Origin of the sequence: Kribbella alba (assembly GCF_039529635.1) — a bacterium.
Classification (GTDB): Bacteria; Actinomycetota; Actinomycetes; order Propionibacteriales; family Kribbellaceae; genus Kribbella; species Kribbella alba.
The window spans coordinates 607205-626836 of record NZ_BAAANE010000007.1 but is presented as its reverse complement, the minus strand read 5'-3'; the positions used below and the strand labels follow the sequence as shown (position 1 = coordinate 626836).

16 protein-coding genes, 1 tRNA gene and 1 pseudogene are annotated in these 19632 nt (G+C 67.3%); 11 read left to right on the top strand and 7 right to left on the bottom strand.

The genetic code is table 11. The annotated features are described in order from the left end of the window. Nucleotides 1–127 precede the first annotated feature (127 nt). Nucleotides 128–1459, bottom strand: a complete 1332-nt coding sequence (locus ABD210_RS20805; RefSeq protein ID WP_344113492.1) for a M20/M25/M40 family metallo-hydrolase — start codon at nt 1457–1459, stop codon at nt 128–130. A 99-nt stretch (nt 1460–1558) separates the two neighbouring features. Here ABD210_RS20805 and ABD210_RS20800 point away from each other — a divergent pair. Then, nucleotides 1559–1647, top strand: a tRNA-Leu gene (locus ABD210_RS20800). A 106-nt stretch (nt 1648–1753) separates the two neighbouring features. Here the strand turns inward: ABD210_RS20800 and hrpB are convergent. Further along, nucleotides 1754–4306: an ATP-dependent helicase HrpB gene (gene hrpB, locus ABD210_RS20795; RefSeq protein WP_344113491.1), complete on the bottom strand. Its 2553-nt coding sequence runs from the start codon at nt 4304–4306 to the stop codon at nt 1754–1756. A 211-nt stretch (nt 4307–4517) separates the two neighbouring features. Between hrpB and ABD210_RS20790 the strand changes: the two genes are divergently transcribed. The 8 genes and pseudogenes from ABD210_RS20790 to ABD210_RS20755 all read left to right on the top strand — a co-directional run. After that, complete coding sequence (locus tag ABD210_RS20790; RefSeq protein WP_344113490.1) at nt 4518–5531, top strand: LacI family DNA-binding transcriptional regulator; 1014 nt, start codon at nt 4518–4520, stop codon at nt 5529–5531. 207 nt (nt 5532–5738) lie between these two features. Next, complete coding sequence (locus ABD210_RS20785; protein ID WP_344113489.1) at nt 5739–6902, top strand: substrate-binding domain-containing protein; 1164 nt, start codon at nt 5739–5741, stop codon at nt 6900–6902. Then, nucleotides 6899–8398: a sugar ABC transporter ATP-binding protein gene (locus tag ABD210_RS20780; RefSeq protein ID WP_344113488.1), complete on the top strand. Its 1500-nt coding sequence runs from the start codon at nt 6899–6901 to the stop codon at nt 8396–8398. Before ABD210_RS20785 ends, ABD210_RS20780 begins: the two co-directional genes overlap by 4 nt. Beyond that, nucleotides 8395–9396, top strand: coding sequence for an ABC transporter permease (locus ABD210_RS20775; protein WP_344113486.1), 1002 nt, complete (start codon nt 8395–8397; stop codon nt 9394–9396). Before ABD210_RS20780 ends, ABD210_RS20775 begins: the two co-directional genes overlap by 4 nt. 36 nt (nt 9397–9432) lie before the next feature. Continuing rightward, complete coding sequence (locus tag ABD210_RS20770; protein WP_344113485.1) at nt 9433–11529, top strand: beta-galactosidase; 2097 nt, start codon at nt 9433–9435, stop codon at nt 11527–11529. Nucleotides 11530–11539: 10 nt separating this feature from the next. After that, complete coding sequence (locus tag ABD210_RS20765; RefSeq protein ID WP_344113484.1) at nt 11540–12361, top strand: hypothetical protein; 822 nt, start codon at nt 11540–11542, stop codon at nt 12359–12361. A 666-nt stretch (nt 12362–13027) separates the two neighbouring features. Further along, the gene (locus tag ABD210_RS20760) at nt 13028–14182 is read left to right on the top strand and encodes a glutathione-independent formaldehyde dehydrogenase (RefSeq protein WP_344113483.1); all 1155 of its coding nucleotides are present in this window, start codon (nt 13028–13030) and stop codon (nt 14180–14182) included. A 41-nt stretch (nt 14183–14223) separates the two neighbouring features. After that, nucleotides 14224–14343 (top strand): annotated as a pseudogene (locus tag ABD210_RS20755) (DJ-1/PfpI family protein); the annotation flags it as partial. 100 nt (nt 14344–14443) lie between these two features. On the opposite strand, the gene ABD210_RS20750 reads toward ABD210_RS20755, so the two are convergent. After that, nucleotides 14444–15466 carry a helix-turn-helix transcriptional regulator gene (locus ABD210_RS20750; protein WP_344113482.1) on the bottom strand — a complete coding sequence of 341 codons (1023 nt, stop codon included), beginning with the start codon at nt 15464–15466 and terminating at the stop codon, nt 14444–14446. Nucleotides 15467–15603: 137 nt separating this feature from the next. Here ABD210_RS20750 and ABD210_RS20745 point away from each other — a divergent pair, with 137 nt between their 5' ends. Continuing rightward, on the top strand, nt 15604–15849 hold the full coding sequence (locus ABD210_RS20745) for a hypothetical protein (RefSeq protein WP_344113481.1): 246 nt from the start codon (nt 15604–15606) through the stop codon (nt 15847–15849). Between the two features lie 219 nt (nt 15850–16068). Here the strand turns inward: ABD210_RS20745 and ABD210_RS20740 are convergent, their stop codons facing one another. After that, nucleotides 16069–16821 (bottom strand): class I SAM-dependent methyltransferase, encoded by a 753-nt coding sequence (locus ABD210_RS20740; RefSeq protein ID WP_344113480.1) that lies wholly within the window; start codon nt 16819–16821, stop codon nt 16069–16071. A gap of 342 nt (nt 16822–17163) precedes the next feature. Between ABD210_RS20740 and ABD210_RS20735 the strand changes: the two genes are divergently transcribed. Further along, entirely contained in the window at nt 17164–17583 is a 420-nt protein-coding gene (locus ABD210_RS20735) for a nitroreductase family deazaflavin-dependent oxidoreductase (RefSeq protein ID WP_344113479.1), read from the top strand. Nucleotides 17584–17743: 160 nt separating this feature from the next. Here ABD210_RS20735 and ABD210_RS20730 read toward each other — a convergent pair whose 3' ends face one another. From ABD210_RS20730 to ABD210_RS20720, 3 genes are all read right to left on the bottom strand, one after another. Beyond that, on the bottom strand, nt 17744–18256 hold the full coding sequence (locus ABD210_RS20730; RefSeq protein WP_344113477.1) for a hypothetical protein: 513 nt from the start codon (nt 18254–18256) through the stop codon (nt 17744–17746). A 316-nt stretch (nt 18257–18572) separates the two neighbouring features. Then, a complete protein-coding gene (locus tag ABD210_RS20725) occupies nt 18573–19316 on the bottom strand; it encodes a DUF4386 domain-containing protein (protein ID WP_344113476.1) in 744 nt (247 codons plus the stop codon). A 1-nt stretch (nt 19317) separates the two neighbouring features. After that, nucleotides 19318–19590, bottom strand: a complete 273-nt coding sequence (locus tag ABD210_RS20720; protein ID WP_344113475.1) for a hypothetical protein — start codon at nt 19588–19590, stop codon at nt 19318–19320. Nucleotides 19591–19632 lie beyond the last annotated feature (42 nt).

Genomic DNA, 19632 nt, shown 5'->3' with positions numbered 1-19632 from the left:
CGGATCGACCCGCCGAAACTTGGACGACGGTTCGGCGGGTCGAGCCGGGAAGTCGGGTCGGTTCGGCGGGTCGAGCCGGGAAGTCGGGTGGGTTCGGCGGGTCGAGCCGGGAAGTCGGTCGTACGGGTCAGGCCTGGGTGAAGAAGCGGTCCAGGACTCGGGAGCCGAATTCGAGGGAGGCGGTGGGGACTCGTTCGTCGATGCCGTGGAACATCCCCATGAAGTCGAGGTCCGGCGGGAGTTGGAGGGGGACGAAGCCGAAGCAGCGGACGCCCAGGCGGCTCCAGGACTTGGCGTCGGTGCCGCCCGACATCAGCAGCGGCGCGGTGCGGCTCTGCGGGTCCTCCGCCGCCAGGCACGCCTTCATCGCCTCGACCAGGCCGCCGCTGAACTCGGTCTCGAGCGCGATGTCCTCGATCACCGTTTCGCGGCTGACCTTGTCGCCGAGCAACTCGTCGATCGTTGCGAAGAACTCGTCCTCGTAGCCGGGCAGGAACCGCCCGTCGATGTGCGCCTCGGCATCGCCCGGGATCACGTTCACCTTGTAGCCGGCGTTCAGCATCGTCGGGTTCGCGGTGTTGCGGATCGTTGCCCCGAACATCCGACTGAAGCTGCCGAGCTTGGCCAACGTCGCGGTCATGTCGTCGGGGTCGAGCTCGGTACCGAGTACATCCTCCAGCGTCTTCAGGAACTCGCGGACCGTCGGCGTGACCCGCAGCGGCCACTCGTGGCTCCCGATCCGGGCGACCGCCTCGACCAGGTTCGTGACCGCGTTGTCGGTGTTCACCATCGAGCCGTGACCCGCAGTACCGCGAGCCTTCAGGCGCATCCAGTTCATGCCCTTCTCGGCCGTCTCGATCAGGTAGAGCCGCAGGTCATCCTTGATCGTGAGCGAGAACCCGCCGACCTCGCCGATCCCCTCGGTGCAGTCGGCAACGGTTTCCGGGTGGTTCTTGATCAGCCACTGCGCGCCGTACAGGCCGCCGGCTTCCTCGTCCGCCGTGAACACCAGCCGCACCGGCCGCCGCGGCTTCACCCCGGCCCGCTTCCGCGCCCGGACCACCGACAGCACCATCGCGTCGAAGTCCTTCATGTCGACCGCGCCGCGTCCCCACACGCACCCGTCGAAGATCTCGCCGGCGAACGGGTCGACCTTCCAGTCCTTCGGATCGGCCGGTACGACGTCCAGGTGGCCGTGCACGAGCAGGGGGTCCGCGGAAGGATCCTCCCCCTCCCAGTGCGCGACCAGGCTGGCTCGCCCGGGCTCCGACTCGTAGATCGTCGACTCGATCCCGACCTCGTCGAGCTTGGCCGCCACGTACTCCGCGGCGCCCCGCTCGCCGTTGCTCCTACCATTGCCGTAGTTGGTCGTATCGAACCGGATCAGGTCGCTGCACAGGTCGACGACCTCCGCGTCAGGAGCGTACGACGGGCTGTCACTGGTGGTCGGTGAAGTCATGCCCCCATCCTCTCCCGGGCCGATGTGAATTTCACCCGTGGGGTTTGCTAAGGTTCTCCGGTCGGCGCCACTCCGAGGTTTGGAGTGGTGAGACCACTCGTCCGGGTGGCGGAATAGGCAGACGCGCTAGCTTGAGGTGCTAGTGCCCTTTACGGGGCGTGGGGGTTCAAGTCCCCCCTCGGACACCAGAGATATTCACAAGGCTCCGGGAATACGCCAACTCCTGGAGCCTTTGCATTTCCCTTGCACGCTCCTCCGTCGCGTGCGCCTGTCAACAGGCGGTCCCAGCTCGGTTCACTGGCGAGGTTTTACTCGCTTGGTCGGGATGGCAGTGAGTGGATCTTCCGGCCACGGATGGCGGGGGTAGCGCGCTCGCAGGTCGGCTCGGACCTGGGGATAGCCCTGTCTCCAGAAAGAGGAGAGATCGCTCGTGATCGCAACCGGGCGCCGTGCCGGCGACAGTAGGTGCAGAACGACTGGAACTCGACCGTCCGCGACGGCTGGAGTGGCAGTCCAACCGAATACTTCCTGCAGCTTCACTGCGAGGACCGGTGGCTCGACACCGTCGTACGCGAGTCGCACCTCGGAGCCCGACGGGACCTGGAGCCGTTCCGGTGCGAGTTCGCCGAACCGGGTTGCTGCGGGCCATGGCAGTAGTCGCCGGAGCGCCGAAGCCACGTCGATGTGGGCAAGATCGCGCGAGCCTCGCACCGAGGCGAGCTCGGTACCCAGCCATTCGTCGAGATCGGCCAGGAGCGTCTCGTCGTCGACCGCAGGCCACGGGGCTCCGAGGTGGGCATGGCAGAACGCGAGCCGCTCTCGCAAGGCGAGTGCAGCCTCCGACCAGCTCAGTACGGACAGACCGCTGCGCCGGATACCGTCGCGGACGGCCGCTTGGACGAGCAGCCGGTCGGGCCTTGCCAGCGGGACGTCGTTGAGCACGATCGCGCCGAGCGCCTCGACGCGCCGCGTCACGATCCGGCCGTCGTCCCAGCGGATCTGGTCGGTGGTCGAGACGAGGTCGCCTGCGATATCTCGCGCGGTCGGCTCATCGATCGGTGCCGCGGAACGGATCCTGGCGTCGGCGCGACCGGGTGCCCGGTCAGCAACCGCGATCGCCAGCCAGGTCGTGGTCCGCAACGGCGATTGCGGATCCAGCGCAGCACCCGTACCACCAGACATCTGGTACGTCGCCGAGTCGACCCCCCGGACCCGCGCAATCCGATCCGGATACGCCAGCCCCACCACAACCCCCACCGCAAGATCATCCGGTACTACGCGCGTCCCCCGACCAGCCGGCCCACCAACCGCCCGCCGCGCTCCACCTCCACCCAACGGGTCGCCGGTCGTCGTCCCTCGGCCGAGGCGCTTTGTTTCTTCTCGCCAGCGGGCCGTGGCTCCGCGGTCCTCGCCGCGGCGGAGGGCTCGCCAGCGGGCCGGTAGATCATCGCCGAAGTCGCGGCCGGAGTCGTCCGAGAGCATCGCGACGACCTCGCGTGCCCGGTCGGCGCCGACCCACGGTGTCCCGTCCAGCAACGCACGAGCCAATCGAGGATGCGCCCCGATAGCCGCCATCCGCCGTCCCCGCTCGGTAATCCGGCCGCCGTCGTCAAGGGCATCGAGGCGGCGCAGCAATTCGGTGGCCGCTGTCATCGCCACCACCGGCGGCGCCTCGAGCAAGGTCAGACCGTCACCAGCAGGCGCACCCCACGCCGCGAGGTCGAGGGCGAAGGCTGCCAGATCGGCGATCGCGATCTCCGGCGCCGCGTGATCGTCGAGATGTGAGTGGTCGGTGGCAGACCAGCACCGATAGACCCGGCCAGGCGCCTCCCGCCCGGCGCGCCCCGCTCGCTGGTCGGCCGAGGATCTCGAAACCCGGCAGGTCACCAACGCACCGAGGCCACGGGATTGATCGGTCCGCGGCTCCCGGGCAAGACCCGAGTCGACCACAACCCGGACCCCGGGCACAGTCAGCGAACTCTCCGCGACCGACGTCGTGACCACTATCCGGCGAGTGGCGGCCGGCGCCAACGCGCGGTCCTGTTCAGCCCTTGACTGGCGACCGAACAACGGCAGGACATTATGACCGGCCAACCGGCGAGTCACACCGTTGATCTCGGCCTCCCCCGGGACGAACACGAGGATGTCGCCGTCGTTCTCGGTCAGTGCACGCTGGACGACGGCCGCGACGTGATCCAGCAAGCGCGGGTCGACCCGCCCGCCGGGAAGCAGCGGCACGGGGACCGGCGGCGGGGCCCACTCGATCGCCACATCGAACAGCGCCGCAGACGCGGTGATCACGGGCGCCGGAACGTCCGAGCCCAATGCGCGACTCAGTCTGATGGTGTCCGCCGTGGCCGAGGTCGCAACGATCGCCAGGTCTTCCCGAAGATTCGCCCGGATGTCGATGCAGAGCGCGAGCAGTAGATCTGCATCGAGGTGCCGCTCGTGGCACTCGTCGATCACAATCGCGGCGACACCCGGCAACTCCGGGTTCTGCTGCAGACGCCGTACGAGGAGCCCTGTCGTCACCACCTCGACACGGAGTCCCTGGCCGCCGCTGCGTTCACCGCGCATCGCGTAGCCGATCCGCTGCCCGAGCGGTTCGCCGACCAGCATCGCCAGCCGGATCGCAGCCGCGCGGGTTGCCATCCTTCGCGGCTCGGCGACGATGATCGTGCCCCCGAGCGCGTCGCCCAGCGCAAGCGGCAACAGCGAGGTCTTCCCCGATCCAGGCGGCGCAACCAACACCGCCGTACCGCGCGAACGCACCGCATCGACCGTGGCCGGCAAGACCGCCCGGACAGGCAGATCCGCCCCAGGCACCGACGACTCAGGCAGTAACACACCCCGACGCTAACCGACCGCCACCGCAGAACCCCTCACCCACCCGCAAGCGGATTCACCCAAGCCGCCGACTCGGAGTCGACCGAACCAGGCTCTTGACGCAATTGGAAGGTGCGCATGGCAGCAGGAGGCGGGAGCGCGGAACAGGTAACGTCAGCAACGCCCCCGGATACGGGCAGAGCGTCAGTGTGGACCGTCCAGGGAGCCGAGGATGAGTGACAGTGGGGTACGGCGACCGTCGGTGAAGGATGTGGCGCGGGAGGCCGGGGTTTCGTTTCAGACGGTGTCTCGGGTGCTGAACGGCGGTTCCCGGGTGGCGGAGTCGACGCGACAGCGGGTGCTCGAGGTCGCGGCGGAGCTCGGGTACCGGCGCAACGACAACGCGCGTGCATTGGTGATGCAGCGGTCGATGACGATCGGCGTGATCGCCGACGGCTCGCCGCGGTACGGTCCGGTCAGCACGCTCGCCGCGGTCGAGAAGGCCGCCCGCGACGCCGGTTACAACGCCATCGTCACGACGATGAGCAACCCCAGTCCGGACGACGCGATCCAGGCCTTCCACGAGTTCTCCAAACGGGCAGTCGAGGGAATCGTCGTCATCGCCCCCCGGATGCCGATCGCCGACGTGGTCCGCGTGGTGCCGGTGACCGTCCCGGTGGTGCTGCTGGCACCTGGGGAAACCAGTCACGACAAGTTCACGGTGTTCTTCGAGGACCAGGAACTCGGCGCGCGGCTGGCCACCAGGCACCTGATCGATCTCGGGCATCGCGAGATCGTCCACCTGGCCGGCAGCCAGGACTGGCTGGACGGGCAGGTCCGACTCCGGGGCTGGCAGTCCGAGCTGGCAACGGCCAGCCTTCCCGCCCCCGCGGTGCAGTACGGCGGATGGACCGGTGACAGCGCATATGCCATCGGTCGCAAGCTGCTCAGCGAAGGGCTGCCGTCGGCCGTCTTCGTCGCCTCGGACCTGATGGCGCTCGGGTTCATGCGAGCGCTCTACGAAGCCGGCATCTCGGTGCCTCGCGACATCTCGATCGTGGGCTTCGACGACAACGAGTTCGCGCCCCAGACCTTCCCGCCGCTGACCACGGTCCGCCAGTCCTTCGCCGTGGTCGGGGAACGGTGCATGGAGATCCTGCTCGGTCTGGTCCGCGGTACCCCGGTCGATGTCACGCCGGCGGTCCCGCAGCTGGTCGTCCGCCAGTCCACCGCCGCACCACGCTGAATCACGCTGGATCACGCTGGATCACGCTGGATCACGCTGGATAACCGCGCCCGGTCGGGCTTTGGCAGCTGAACGACGAAGTTAGGCGAACGTTCGCCTGAGGTCTTGACCGGCCTAGGGCGAACGTTCACACTCTCGTCAGACGACGGCACTTGAACGCCTGTCAGTCGTGCAAGGCGTCCGTCGCACCGACCGAAGGAGTTGGTGATGTCCCACCGACCGATATCCGGCATCGTCGCGGCCGCGGGATTAGCGGCCACACTCGTGCTGGCAGCCTGCTCGCCGAGCTCCAGTGGCTCGGCCGCCGCGGATCCGGGGGTCTCCTCGAAGGCAGATCAGGCCCTGGCCGCACTCGAGGGCAAGGTCCTCAGCAAGGGGCCGCACGCCGAGGAACCCGCCGCCGCCAGCAAAGCGGACCTGTCCGACGCGGACGTGACGAAGGTCAAGGCGCTGGGGGCGACCGCGGCGATCGTCATGCATTACGGCGGCAACGACTGGGCGAACGCCCAGCTCTCCGGCCTCAAGGACGAGTTCGGCAAGCTCGGCATCGAGGTGGTCGCGACCACCGACGCCAACTTCAAACCGGACAAGCAGGTCTCCGACCTCGAGACCGTGCTGACCAAGAAGCCGGACATCATCGTCTCGATCCCGACCGACCCAGTCGCCACCGCCGGTGCGTACCGGAAGGCCGCGGCCGCCGGCGCGAAGCTCGTCTTCATGGACAACGTCCCGCAGGGGATGACAGCGGGCAAGGACTACGTCAGCGTCGTCTCGGCGGACAACTACGGCAACGGCGTCGTCTCGGCGCACCTGCTGGCCAAGGCGCTCGGCGGCAAGGGAAAGATCGGGGTCGTCTTCCACGAGGCCGACTTCTTCGTCACCAAGCAGCGGTACGACGGCTTCCGCACCACGATCCAGCAGGACTATCCCGACGTACAGATCGTGGACTCGAAGGGGATCGCCGGACCTGACTTCGCGGGTGACGCCCAGGCGGCCGCGAACGCGATGCTCAGCAAGCACGCTGACCTGGCCGGCATCTGGGGCGTCTGGGACGTGCCCGCTGAGGGCATCATGGCGGCTGCCCGGGCCGCGGGCCGTACCGACCTGAAGATCGCGACCCAGGACTTGGGCAAGAACGTCGCCATCGCGCTGGCGAAGGACCAGTTGGTCGTGGGGCTCGGCGCCCAGCGCCCGTTCGACCAGGGCGTGACCGAGGCGAAGCTCGCGGCCGGTTCCTTGCTCGGCAAGACGGCTCCGCCGTACGTCGCCCTCAGCGCCCTGCCCGTGACACACGCCAACGTCCTCGAAGCATGGCAGCAGGTGTACCACTCCCCCGCGCCCGACGACCTGCGGAAGGCGTACAAACAGTGACTCCGGTCGTTGAGCTGCGGGGCATCTGCAAGAGTTTCGACGGCGTGCCGGTCCTCCTCGGCGCGGATCTCGAGGTCGTCCCGGGCGAGGTCCATGCCCTTGCCGGAGGCAACGGAGCCGGCAAGTCGACACTGATGAAGATCCTCCAGGGCGTGTACGCCAAGGACGCCGGTGAGATTCTGGTCGCCGGTAGGCCGGTCGTCCTCGCCTCTGTCCAGGACGCGAAGGCCGCGGGCATCGGCATGGTCTTCCAGGAGTTCAGCCTGGTGCCCAGCCTCACCGTCGCCCAGAACCTGTACCTCACCACGGAGGCCACGAGCCGGATCGGCCTGATCAACGACCGCGATTCGCGGGAACGGGCCCGCCGGGTCTTCGCCGAACTGGAGGTCGACGTTGACGTCGACGCCACGGTCGCCGACCTGCCGACCGCGTACTGGCAGCTGGCCGAGATCGCCAAGGCGGTCGCCCAGGACGCCCGGGTCCTGATCCTCGACGAACCGACGGCCAGCCTGGCACGAGCCGAGGTCGACGCACTTTTCGCGCTGATCCGCCGGCTCCGGACCCGCGGGATCTCGATCATCTACATCTCGCACCGGATGGACGAGATCTACCGTATCGCAGACCGAATCACGGTCCTGCGAGACGGGCGCAGCCTGTTCACCCGGCGGCTTGACGACGTGACGCCGGCGGAGATCGTCCATGGCATTGTCGGCCGTCCAGACAACGGAGTACTCAGCAACCGGCCGCGCGAGTCTAACGGCGGCGAAGTGTTGCTGGAGGCAATCAATCTGTCGGCCGGACCGCGGGTATGCGGAGTCTCGTTCCAGCTGCGAGCCGGTGAGATCCTCGGCATAGCCGGGCTGATGGGCAGCGGTCGCTCCGAGCTGGCCCGGTGCCTGTTCGGCATCGACCGGCTCGATGCCGGGGAGGTGCGGATCCGTGGCCGCCGCATTGAGCTGCGCAGTCCACGCGATGCCCAGTCCGCGGGGATCGCGCTGATCCCGGAGGACCGCCGCGAGCAGGGCCTCGTGCTGGAGCACTCGGTGGCCGACAACCTGCTGCTGCCGCAGCTCGCCACGATCCGCCGCGGTCCCCTGCTGGACCGCCGGGCCGCGCGCCGCCTCAGCCAGACGCTGATCGACCGATTCGCGATCAAGACGACCGACCCCGACCAGCCGGTCCGGCGACTGTCCGGTGGAAACCAGCAGAAGGTCGTCATCGCGAAGTGGCTCGGCACCCAGCCCGAGGTGCTGATCATGGACGAACCCACCGCTGGCGTGGATGTCGGCACCAAGGCCGAGATCGTCGCCATCATCCGGCACCTCGCCGGCACGGGCGGCGCGGTCATCGTCATCTCGTCGGAGTTCCCGGAGCTGCTCGCGGTCAGTGACCGCGTGCTGGTGCTCCGCGACGGCGCGGTCGCCGAGCAGCTCGACCGCGCCGCCATCCCCGACGAGGACTTCCTCCAACTCTCCGTCCAAGGACTCCGCCCATGAAGTCTCGGACAAGCCATCCGGACGCAACCGGCCCAGCGATGCCGGTTCGCAGTACGGCGGACCTCGCCCGCAGGCCGGCCGGTCTCGACTGGCGACGGTACGTCATCTACATCGCCTTTGTGGCCATCTTCGTGCTCTTCGCCGTACTGCTGCGCCATGACGGCTTCCTCAGCAGCAACAACCTGCTCAACATCTTCCGGCAGACGGCCACGATCACCGTTATCGCCGTCGGGATGACATACGTGATCGCCTGTGCCGAGATCGACCTCAGCGTCGGCTCGGTCGCCGGGCTCGCCAGCGTCTGCTCGGCGATGGCCATCACCCACTACGGCCTGGTCGCGGGGATCGCTGCCGGCCTGGCCGTCGGGCTCGTGGTCGGCACGGTGAACGGCGGCCTGGTCAGCCGGCTCGGCATCCCCTCGTTCCTGGTGACCCTCGGGATGCTCGGTATTGCCGCCGGAGTCGCTCAATGGATCACGGCGTCAGCTCCGCAGCCGATCTTGAACGACACGTTCAACCTCACCTTCGGCGGTGGCGATCTCGGACCCGTTCCCGGTCTGCTGCTCTGGATGGCGGTGTTCGTCCTGATCGGCGCCGTGACGCTGAGCCGCACCAGATTCGGCCGGCAGGTGCTCGCCACCGGTGGCAGCCGGACGGCTGCGGAGTTCACCGGGATCAACACCCGGCGGATCAAGTTCCAGGTGCTGCTCATCTCGGCGACCGTCGCGTCCATCGCCGGAATGCTGTACGCCGGACGGCTGCAGTCGGGCCGGTTCCAGTGGGGTGCCGGCGACGAGCTGTCCGCCATCGCCGCGGTGATCCTCGGCGGCACCAGCCTGTTCGGCGGCCGCGGCACCGTGGTGGGCACCCTCTTCGGCGCTCTGCTGATCGGCATCGTCAACAACGGCCTGATCCTGGCCGGGCTCGACTCGAGCCAGCAGCAAGTCATCCGCGGCGTGATCATCATCGCCGCGGTCGCTCTGGCCCGGAAGAAGTAGCGACCCATCCGACCCTGCGCAAAGAGAGGAGCAGCCTTGTCTGCTTCTGCTGACACATACCGCCCCGTCGCACTGACCGACGGCGCCCTGACCCTGCACGGCGAGAGGGCAGCGCTGTACGGCGGCGCCGTCCACTACTGGCGGCTCGATCGGGACCGGTGGGACTCCGTGCTCGACGCGGTCCGCCGGATGGGGTTCACCATGATCTCGATCTACATTCCTTGGGAGGTGCACGAGATCGAGCGAGGCCGGTTCGACTTCGGACAGGTGAACCCCGCCAACGACATCGATGCCTTCCTCAGCCTGTGCGAGGCCAAGGGATTCCGCATCGTGGTCCGCCCCGGTCCGCAGATCAACTCCGAGCTCACCTACTTCGGTTACCCGCGACGCATCCTCGCCGACGAGCGACTGCACGCGCGCAGCGCGATGGGATCGAAGGTCGTGCTCACCCAGGTGCCGAAGCCGATTCCAGCGCTCAACTACGCCGCCGAGGAGTTCTTCGCCGAGACCGCACTCTGGTACGACGCCATCTGCGCCATCCTGACCAAGCACGCCTACCCGCACGGCGGGATCGTCGCCGCGCAGGTGGACAACGAGATGGCGTACTTCTTCGGCGTCAACGCCTACGCCGCCGACTACTCCGACGCATCCGTGCAGGGCTACCGCCGCTTCCTGCTCGGCAAGTACGGCGACCTCGCCGGCATCGACGCGGCGTACTCCACCGCGCACGCCAACCTGGACGCCGTCGAGCCGCCGCGCCGGTTCGACGCCACCAGCAGGCAGGAGATCCCGTGGTACGCGGACTGGGCGGACTACCGGGAGCGCTACCTCGTCGACTCGATGGCGCGGCTGGCCGGCATGATGCGCGAACGCGGGCTCGGCGGGATCGCCTTGTTCCACAACTATCCGCACCCGCTCGGGCCGGGCGGCGCCGTCTCCGGATTCACCGCACCGTACAACCTGGCCGCACTCGAGAAGGAGCTCGACTTCGTCGGGTTCGACATCTACTCGCGCAAAGAACTGTACGCACACGTCAAGACGATCGCGTCGTACGTCGTCGGCACCAGCCGGTTCCCCTACATCCCCGAATTCATCGCCGGCGTCTGGCCCTGGTACCTCGATCCTGGCGACCTCCGCGACGAGGAATTCGTCACCAAAGCGGCGTTGATGCACGGTATCCGCGGCTTCTCCCGCTATATGCTCGTGGAGCGGGACCGCTGGCTGGACTCACCGATCCGGCGAGACGGCCGCGAACGACCGGAGAAGGTCGCGATGTTCCGCAACGTCAACGCCATGCTCGACGCCGGCGACTTCGTGAACCTCCGCCGGCGCGAGGACGTGCTGCTGCTGGCCAACCGCGAATACGACCGGCTCGAGGCCGCCTCGGTCCTGGTCTCGTTCCCAGGCGACTTCCTGGAGACTCCGTCTGGCTTCTCCGAGTACGCCGGTCCGTTGACCATCAGCGAGGACCTGCTGGGGTTCGACGAGCCGATTCAGCTGATCAAGTCCACCTGGTTCACGGCGTTCGCCGACGCCTGGACCAGTACGGGCGCCGGCTACCTGCTGTCCGACACCGCACTGGCACCCGAGCGGTGGCGCGAGCACAAGGTGCTTGTGCTCACGACTCTCGACTACCTCGACTCTGGGCTCCAGGCGGCACTGGTCCAGTATGCCGAAGCCGGCGGGACCTTGGTGATCGGGCCCAAGACGCCAACACTGGACAGCACAATGCGGCCGTGCACCCTACTAGGGGACGCCGTGGCGGCCGGCGTACCGCTGGAGAACGGGGCGACGCGGGTCGGCTCGGGACGAATCGTGCTGGTGCCGACGCTGGACGCTGTACCCGGAGTGGTGGCCGAGGTATGCCGGCAGTCGGGTCTGCGGATCATGACCGCCAACGACCCCCGGCTCGACGTCACCGTTCACGACACGATCGGTGACCCCAAGACCAAGGTCGTGTTCGTGGCCAACCCGACCGCCGAGCCGATCGACGCCGCGATCGAGATCGGCGCCGAGCTCCACACCGTCCGCGAAATCTGGGCCGGCCGCGACCTCGGCACCACCGGACCGACCATCGCCGACCGGCTACCGCCGTACTCCATTCACATTTACCGGTGCGTCTTCAACGCCTGAGGAGCTTCCCATGCTGCACGAGAACGTCCTGATGGCCGACATCGACGTCGACCAGTGGCGCAACGCCCAAAACCTGCTGCTCCGATCTGCCAAGGCGTCCCGACGACTGGTCGTCATCCACGACAACGGAATGGTCGTGAAGTTCAGGCACACGGCCGGGACAGAGGTCAGCGGGCGCGTCGACGTCGTAGCCGATCCGCACGTGCTCGCACGTGAGCTGTACGACGCCAACCAGCACCTGGTCGACTTCGTCGTCGTCATGGAACGCACAGCCGTCGACCGGTACTTCGCAACCGTTCAAGACGGCTGGACGATCGACGCCGACCTTGATGCGTACGTCCGCGAGACCTATGCGACTCTGGACGCTTTCGCCGACGGGATCGTCACCCACCCCGGCCCTGCCCGTTCGAGACTCGGTCTCCAATGGAAACTCGGTGCAACGTACGACGAGATCCACGCCGCAGTGAGCGCGTACGTGATCCCAGGGTCGACCGCGATCCTCGGAGTGGAGGCTGACGGCAAACTATGGACATCCCTGCTCCTGGACTTCGACCACGACCTCCGCATCACCTCAATCACCACCGCCGATCCCTCGATAGTGGACATCCGCGGAACCATCCCCCGACTGGCGGAGAACCTGGCCGCCTGGGCCGAAGGAACAGGCAAGACAGTCTCACTCGCGCTCGTGCTCCGGCAAGAAACCGCACGGAACGTCCTCGCCGCCGCAGGTCCAGAGAAACTCACCATCCTTTTCACAGCACTCGCCGCCGGCAACGCCTCAGCCAGCCGCGGCAACCTTCGACAGCCTGTACCCACTCGCCTCGACCTCTGAAGCAGAACATGCCAATCAGCTGACTGTTCATCGACCTGCCTCGAAGTGCGCGCGCCTGGGGGTTGGCTGAGGTGGCACGCGCCAACCGCCAGCCATGGACGGACAAGTGTGAGGCGCTGACCTGGTCGATCGCCTTGTTCTTGACGGTCAGGCCGGCCAGCACCTCGCCCTTCGCGGTGGCCGTTTCCGATGTGTGGAAGTACATCTCGCCGGGCTTGGCGGCGCGGCCAAACTGGATCTCGGTTACGCCGTCGTAGTTTCTTCGGTAGCTCGATACCCTCCTGGCAGCCAGAGTCGGAGGCGTTGAGCGTCGGCGCGCAGTCCTCGCCGGCGGGCACGCTGTGGAGGTGGTTCATGTCGTGATCGTTCCGACCACTGAAGCTCACCATTGTGCCGACGAACGGCGGGCTAACCGCGACGGCGACGACGGTCAGCTGCAGACCCCAGCTCCTTGAACTCGGCGTTGTAGCGCTTCGGGTGGGCGTTCGGGTCGACCACGCGCTCCTACAACAGTTGCCACGGGCAATCATCGGCGCATCGGGCCGGACGCTCAGCACCTCCTTGCCCGACCGGTATCGGTATTTCTGCCGATACCGGTCTCCTGCCTCGCTGGCTGTAATGGAGACACAAGCTCGAGGGCGTAGACGCATGCGACGAGGAGGAAGCATGAAGGCAGTTGTGTACGAGGGACCGAGGCAGGTCAGCGTCAAGGACGTGTCGGACGCGCGGATCGAGCGGCCGACCGATGTCCTGGTGCGGATCACCTCGGCGAACATCTGTGGCTCTGACCTGCACATGTACGAGGGCCGAACCGATTTCGAGCCCGGCCGCTGGTTCGGGCACGAGAATATGGGCCAGGTGGTGGAGGTCGGCGATGGGGTCGACAAGGTCCGGGTGGGCGAGTGGGTCGTTCTGCCGTTCAACATCGCTTGCGGACACTGCAAGAACTGCGAGCGTCAGTTCACGAACTACTGCCTCACGGCTCAGCCTGAACCCAAGCTGGCCGGCGCGGCGTACGGTTTCGCCGACATGGGCCCGTACGGCGGGGGCCAGGCCGAGCTGCTGCGCGTGCCTTGGGGTGACTTCAACTGCCTGCGCCTCGGTGAGGACGCCGAAGAGCGTCAGACCGACTACGTGATGCTCGCCGACATCTTCCCGACCGGCTACCACGCCACCGAGATGGCCGGCGTGGTGCCCGGCGACCAGACGGTCATTTACGGCGCCGGGCCGGTCGGACTGATGGCCGCACTCTCGGCGACCATCCGGGGCGCGGGCAAGGTGATGGTAGTAGACCGGCATCCCGACCGGTTACGACTGGCAGAGTCGATCGGCGCGATCGCGATCGACGACTCGAAGGTTGATCCGGTGCAGGCCGTTCTCGACGAGACGATGGGACTGGGCGCGGACAACGGCTGCGAGTGCGTCGGTTACCAGGCACACGACCCCAACGGCGAGGAGCAGCCCAACCTGACGATGAACCGGTTGGTCGGCTCGGTGCGCTTCACCGGCAAGATCGGATGCGTCGGCGTCTTCGTGCCCGAGGACCCCGGGGCCCGCGACGAGCTTGCCAAGCAGGGCAAACTCGCCTTCGACTACGGCATGTTCTGGTTCAAGGGCCAGCACATCGGCAGCGGCCAGGCACCGGTGAAGAAGTACAACAGGCAGCTGCGAGACCTGATCGCCGGCGGGAAAGCCGAGCCGTCGTTCATCGTGAGCCACGAGTTGCCCCTGGACCGGGCGCCAGAGGCCTACGACCACTTCGACAAGCGGGACGACGGCTGGACGAAGGTCGTGCTGCATCCCACGATGGCGGGGGCCTGACCTGGCCACAGAGTGGGACGGTCAACCCCGACAAGCTGCGGATGGAACCCGCCGCGGTGGAGTTCGTCCGGAATTTCGTCCGTTCGGGCAAGCCGGTCGCTTCGATCTGTCACGGGCCGTGGAGCCTCGTCGCGGCCGATGTCGTGCGAGGCCGCCGGCTGACCTCATGGCCGAGCGTACGCACCGATCTGCGCAACGCCGGGACGGAGGTGGCGACGAGCAGGTCGTCACCGACGGCAACGGCACCCCTTGTTCGGGTCGTCACCGCCGCCGTAGCGGCGTGCACCCGGGAGCGGAAGGGATGTAGCAACCTTCCCGCTCAGCCCGTACGGCGGCCACCGTCCTCGTCGGCGCCTCCAGCTTCGCCAGTAGGTGCTCGACGTGGGCGGCGACGGTCCGAGGGGCCACGGCCAGTGTCCTCGCGATCTGCTGGTTCGAGCGGCCCTCCACCAGAAGTCCCAGTACTTGGAGTTCACGTGGGGTGAGGCCTCGGGACTCGGCTGCGGGCGCCAACAGGAGTACGCCCAGCACGAAGGCCGGCGGCTCGGTCGAAGCCAGCACGGTCATCCGGACGTGGTCACCGGCTCCGGGGCCGTCACCCACCGGCCACAGGAACGACCGATAGATCTGGCCGGCCAGCAGCGTTCCCCGCGCGATCTCCATGACGGAGGACTCCGCCACCAGCAGAGCATGGTCCTCGAGTCCTGGAAGCGGGCAAGTCGTGCCGTCCTGGAGCAGGACGGCACCCGCCGTGGCACCTTGCACAATGCGCGCGGTGGCGAGGAGCGAACGCATCGGGGACAGCGCCCGGGCGATCAGTGGCGCGAGCCGGCCGACGCGGTCGCGGATCGCTGGAGACGGTGGCTCCCCGCTGGAGTACAGCAGGCCAAGGAGCCCGACGTGAACACCACCTGGCTCGAACAGTGCCACGCCCAGGCACTCCCGGAAGCCGGCCGGAGTGAGGCACTCCACCCAGGTCGGCAGCTCGTCGACGGCGATCGGCAGCTCGGCCAGGCTGACCGGCGGCTGGTCGCGATTGAGCCCGGTCAGCTCGATCTCCTGGGCGACCCGCGGCCGGTCCAGGTACTCGGTGACGGACCGATCCAGCCCCGTACTGCCGACCGCCGCATAGACGTTCGACCGCGGATCGGACACCGCCAGCCATGCGGCGTCGAACGGCACCACACGGTCGAGCCCCTGCAGGAGGCCTCGTGCTCGTTCGGGCAAGGAGGAGCTGAAGGCAGCAATCTCGATCATCTCGGCGACCGGCGGATCGACCCGCATGGCAACTCCTCCCACAGCCGCGGAATCAGCGGCGGATGACGCTCCGGGCAGATCGAACGCTCACGATCGGCCGTGGTCCCCGCCTACTGAGGAGGCGTGTGAGTACCCCCTGAGGTACCGGCGAAACCGATCCGGCGATGCCCGCGCCGACCGAGATTCCCGAAACAGATGACCGCCGGGGCCCGCTCGATGGCCGGGACGCCTGGAACATCACCGTTGTCAGGGAGCCGTTCACCACCAGTTCCGAGGACGTCGACGCAGCGGTGGGCCGGCTGCAGGACCATGCTCGCCGACAAGACTGGGACCTCGTGGTCGCCCTGACCGAACTTCCACTCCACGACCACGACGGCCGAATCACGCCGTCGATCGCACACGTGTGGTGATCCGCGACTCGTCGTAGTGTCCGTACCTGGCTTCTCCATTGGCTGCTCGACGCAGAGCTACAGACAGTGATCAAAATGTCGCCAGGCTCGTCAGTGATCTCGGTCTACTCCAAGCGGCTATCCGCAGGAGGTCATCACCAGCGACACCGCCGGCCAGCGCCTAAACCAGCACACGACGAAGGATCAACCGTCGTACACCACGCCGCGGGACTTGCCCAATCAGGTGGACTCGCAGATGCAGAGTTGAAGCGGCGTATCCACGGCAAATGGTCGACCGGACCAGTCGCCGAAGCGCTCGACGAGCCGAAGGCCGCCGAGCGAGACGAGCAGTGGCAGCTCCTGCGGGAAGATGCTCCTGATCTCGAGCGGTGCGACGACGAAGTCGGGCTCGGAGTCAGTCGAGAGGTACCACGTCCCGCGGGTAACTTGCGCGGGCGCATCGTAGATCTCTGCGACATCGACGCTGACGTTGCCACGGTCAGGATCCATGAACGACAACGACTCCCGGGTGCGCCGCACGCCGTCGGCTTCGGCAAGGAGGCGCACGCTCGGGTTGAATACATCGAAGACGAACCGTGCTCCAGGTGCCAGGTGTCTTCGGACCGACCGGAAGCAGCTCACCAGATCCTCAGCCTCCTGCAGATGCAGTAGGGAATTGGCTGTGATGAACACGAAGTCGAATGTGCGGCCCAAATCGAAGGCCCGCATGTCGCCCTGCAACCATTCCACCGCTACACCGCGCTCGTTCGCCTTACGCTGAGCCTCAGCCAGCATTTCTGACGAGAAGTCCATGCCGACGCACGGATGCCCGTCGGACGCGATGGGGATCAGCTTGTGCCCGGTGCCGCACCCGAGTTCCAATACGCGCCCGCCTTGCCGATTGACGTCGGCCCGGTAGAAGTCGACTGCGGGCCCGCCGCCCGGGAACATCAGGTCGTACAGCCTCGCGTGTGAGTAGAACGTTTCACTCATCAAGGCCCTCCTCCTTACCGACTCAATCCGCAGCTGGCCGTGGTGGCCTGCTGATTCAAGCGTGTGCGCCGGCGGCGTGTCTGCTGGTGGCTGCATAGCAGGGTACGGGCCAGCTGGTGCCGGTGGTTGTGGTAGCCGCGTCAGACCCTTGCTGACGGCAGCTTTCAGGCTGAGCTCCCTCCGCGCCGATCGGTGAATCACCAGAATCCGGTGATGCCACCTCGCCCCGACTGCGGCAAGACTCCCAGTGAGCGGCAGTCGGTCTTCCCCGCCGGCGTCGGGGTCGACGAACAGCGGCAGCGGCTGCGGGAGTTGCCGCTCAATAGACGAAAGGAGCCTGACATGAGTGATTGGAACAACCAGACCATCACGGAGTTCCGAGCCAATGAAGGCAAGGTCGGCGGCCCCTTCGAAGGCGCTCCGATGGTCCTGGTGCATCACCGCGGGCGCAAGAGCGGGCGGGAGTACGTGACTCCGACGATGTACCTCGCGCACGAGACAGACCCGGTGACCATTTACATCTTCGCCACCAAGGGCGGCGCCCCCACCAACCCGGAGTGGTACGTCAACCTCGTGGCCGCCGGCGACGCCACGATCGAGCGTGGCACCGAGACATACGACGTCACCGTCCGCGAGGTAACCGGCCCCGACCGAGACAGCATCTACAGCGAACAAGCCCGCCGCTATCCCGGCTTCGCCGAGTACGAACGCCAGACCGCCGGCATCCGCACAATCCCCGTACTCGAACTCAGGCGGTCCTAGTCGCATCCGCCAGTTGGCATTCGAGCAACCGGATTGACCCGAACGGGATGCTCACGCCAGAGGAGGCCAGTCGGCTGTCCGACTGGCCTCCTCAAACGGGGAAGAACTCACGACTCAGATCATTCGCCGGCTGGCCTTTCCGTGGCGTGAACTTGTCTGACTAGTGGTGACCGGGGCCATCGTCCGAGGACTTGCCTGAGCCCGACTTGCCCGAGCCGGATTCACCGTGGCCGCCCTTGTCGTCGCCGGGCTCCGCGGTCTTGCGCGATGTTGAGGTGCGCTGACCGCCCTTGTCGTCGCCAGGCTCGGTCCTACCAGAGGACGGCGTCCGTAGCCCGCCCTTGTCGTCGCCAGGCTCGGCGGTCTTGCGCGCGGTGGGGCTTCGGAGGCCGCCCTTGTCGTCGCCAGGCTCGGCGGTACGAGGGGACGGTGTCCGTAGGCCGCCCTTGTCGTCACCGGGTTCGGTGGTCTTGTGGGTGGTGGGGTTGCGTTGGCCACCCTTGTCGTCACCGGTGTTGACAGCAGACCAAGCGGTCGCGCCGCCGGCCACGACGCCGGTCGCGGCAGCGACGGCGATCACGCCGATGCCTGCCCAGGCGAAGTACCGGCGCGGCCTGCGCCGCGACACGATCGGCTGCTGGTTCGAGTCTTTGTTCTGCTCGTCAGGTTTCATGGTTCGATGCTGACCCAGCGAGGCGGACAGCGGCTATCGGACCATGGTCGTAGTACGTACGGTCCAAAAGTATTCACACGCGGGGCTTCTTCCGACCGCCATTCCCCCGTTGGCGCTCCCACTTACCCGTGGTCGCAGCTCCTCTGTTGTCGCTCCCTAACCCGACCGGGGCGGTGGACGACGGCTCGGAGCGGGATGCCGCGTTTGGCAGCTCTGGGGAGCGGCGGTGGGTCGGGGCTTGGCTTTGGGGGGGGGGAGGAACGCGGCGTCGCCGGAGCGGGGCCGCGTTCGTGGTGTTAGAGGTCGGGTTCAGTGCTCAAGCGTTGTTTCGCAGGTTGAGGGCGGCGACGGCCTCGGGGCGGAAGCCCTTGAACGTCATCCAGATCCCGACACTGAGCTCCCAGGCCGCGATGGGCAGGGTCAGGAAGAACGAAGCCGTTGAGGTCTGGTGAATTGCACCAAAGAGGACAGCGATGAAGGCGGCGAACAGCAGGGGCGCGCCGATCAGCCCGATGGTTGGGATGACGCGGGGAACCAGGCGGGACTTGTAGAGCAGGGTGCCGAAGAGCAGCGCGTTGAAGACAGGCATCAGGCCGGGGCCGAACAGGAAGGTCCAGTTCCGGACGTCGACGAGGGCATCGGCCGTCACCGTCAGCGACGCGGCGTCGGCGCCCGAGCCGGCGAAGTCCTGGCGCATCGTGACGACCGCGAGCAGGCTGACAACTCCGATCATGATCACCGCTGCCTCGACGAGGCGGGAGGTCACGAAGCCGAGGGCCATCGATCCGTTCTGCCGCTTCACCACCGAGTACGCCGCGACCGCGGATCCGACCGCTGTCAGGGCGTTCACACTGTCCAGCAGGCAGCCCCACAGCACGCGAGTGTCCTGGCCGGCGCCGGTGACGTACGCGGCGTCGTTCAGCACCGGTCCGATCAGGATGAGTGCCGGGATCGAGGACGCGAAGGTGAGTAGGTAGAAGATGCCGGCGGCGCGGGCGTGGCTGCGGGTGGGATCGCGGCGTACGGCGGGGATTGTGGCGGCGGATGCGGTGGTGGTCATGTCAGGCTCCTGTGGCCGGGTGGTGAGGTGGGCGCGATGCGCCATGGGTCTCGACTTGCCGGACCGAGACCAGTGGCAGGCCGATATCGCGCAGCTGGTGCAGGACGCCGTACAGAGCGGCCTGGTCGACGACTGGTCCGGCGAGCACGGTGAAGCCGTCGCCGGTGGTCAGGTTCATGCCCTCGAAGCGAGCGGACCATCGGGGGTCGAGGCGCCCCTGGAGGCGGATCTCGTACCAACCGGACCCGTCCGGTTTGGTGGCTGCGGTGTTCATGTCCCGCACGCTAGGAGCCGAAGTGGTGACCGGGGATCACAT

Coding starts and splice junctions, on each gene's coding strand:
- ABD210_RS20805 (WP_344113492.1), bottom strand. CDS start 1,459: ATGACTTCACCGACCACCAGTGACAGCCCGTCGTACGCTCCTGACGCG.
- ABD210_RS20790 (WP_344113490.1), top strand. CDS start 4,518: ATGAGTGACAGTGGGGTACGGCGACCGTCGGTGAAGGATGTGGCGCGG.
- ABD210_RS20785 (WP_344113489.1), top strand. CDS start 5,739: ATGTCCCACCGACCGATATCCGGCATCGTCGCGGCCGCGGGATTAGCG.
- ABD210_RS20775 (WP_344113486.1), top strand. CDS start 8,395: ATGAAGTCTCGGACAAGCCATCCGGACGCAACCGGCCCAGCGATGCCG.
- ABD210_RS20765 (WP_344113484.1), top strand. CDS start 11,540: ATGCTGCACGAGAACGTCCTGATGGCCGACATCGACGTCGACCAGTGG.
- ABD210_RS20760 (WP_344113483.1), top strand. CDS start 13,028: ATGAAGGCAGTTGTGTACGAGGGACCGAGGCAGGTCAGCGTCAAGGAC.
- ABD210_RS20750 (WP_344113482.1), bottom strand. CDS start 15,466: ATGCGGGTCGATCCGCCGGTCGCCGAGATGATCGAGATTGCTGCCTTC.
- ABD210_RS20745 (WP_344113481.1), top strand. CDS start 15,604: ATGCCCGCGCCGACCGAGATTCCCGAAACAGATGACCGCCGGGGCCCG.
- ABD210_RS20740 (WP_344113480.1), bottom strand. CDS start 16,821: ATGAGTGAAACGTTCTACTCACACGCGAGGCTGTACGACCTGATGTTC.
- ABD210_RS20735 (WP_344113479.1), top strand. CDS start 17,164: ATGAGTGATTGGAACAACCAGACCATCACGGAGTTCCGAGCCAATGAA.
- ABD210_RS20730 (WP_344113477.1), bottom strand. CDS start 18,256: ATGAAACCTGACGAGCAGAACAAAGACTCGAACCAGCAGCCGATCGTG.
- ABD210_RS20725 (WP_344113476.1), bottom strand. CDS start 19,316: ATGACCACCACCGCATCCGCCGCCACAATCCCCGCCGTACGCCGCGAT.
- ABD210_RS20720 (WP_344113475.1), bottom strand. CDS start 19,590: ATGAACACCGCAGCCACCAAACCGGACGGGTCCGGTTGGTACGAGATC.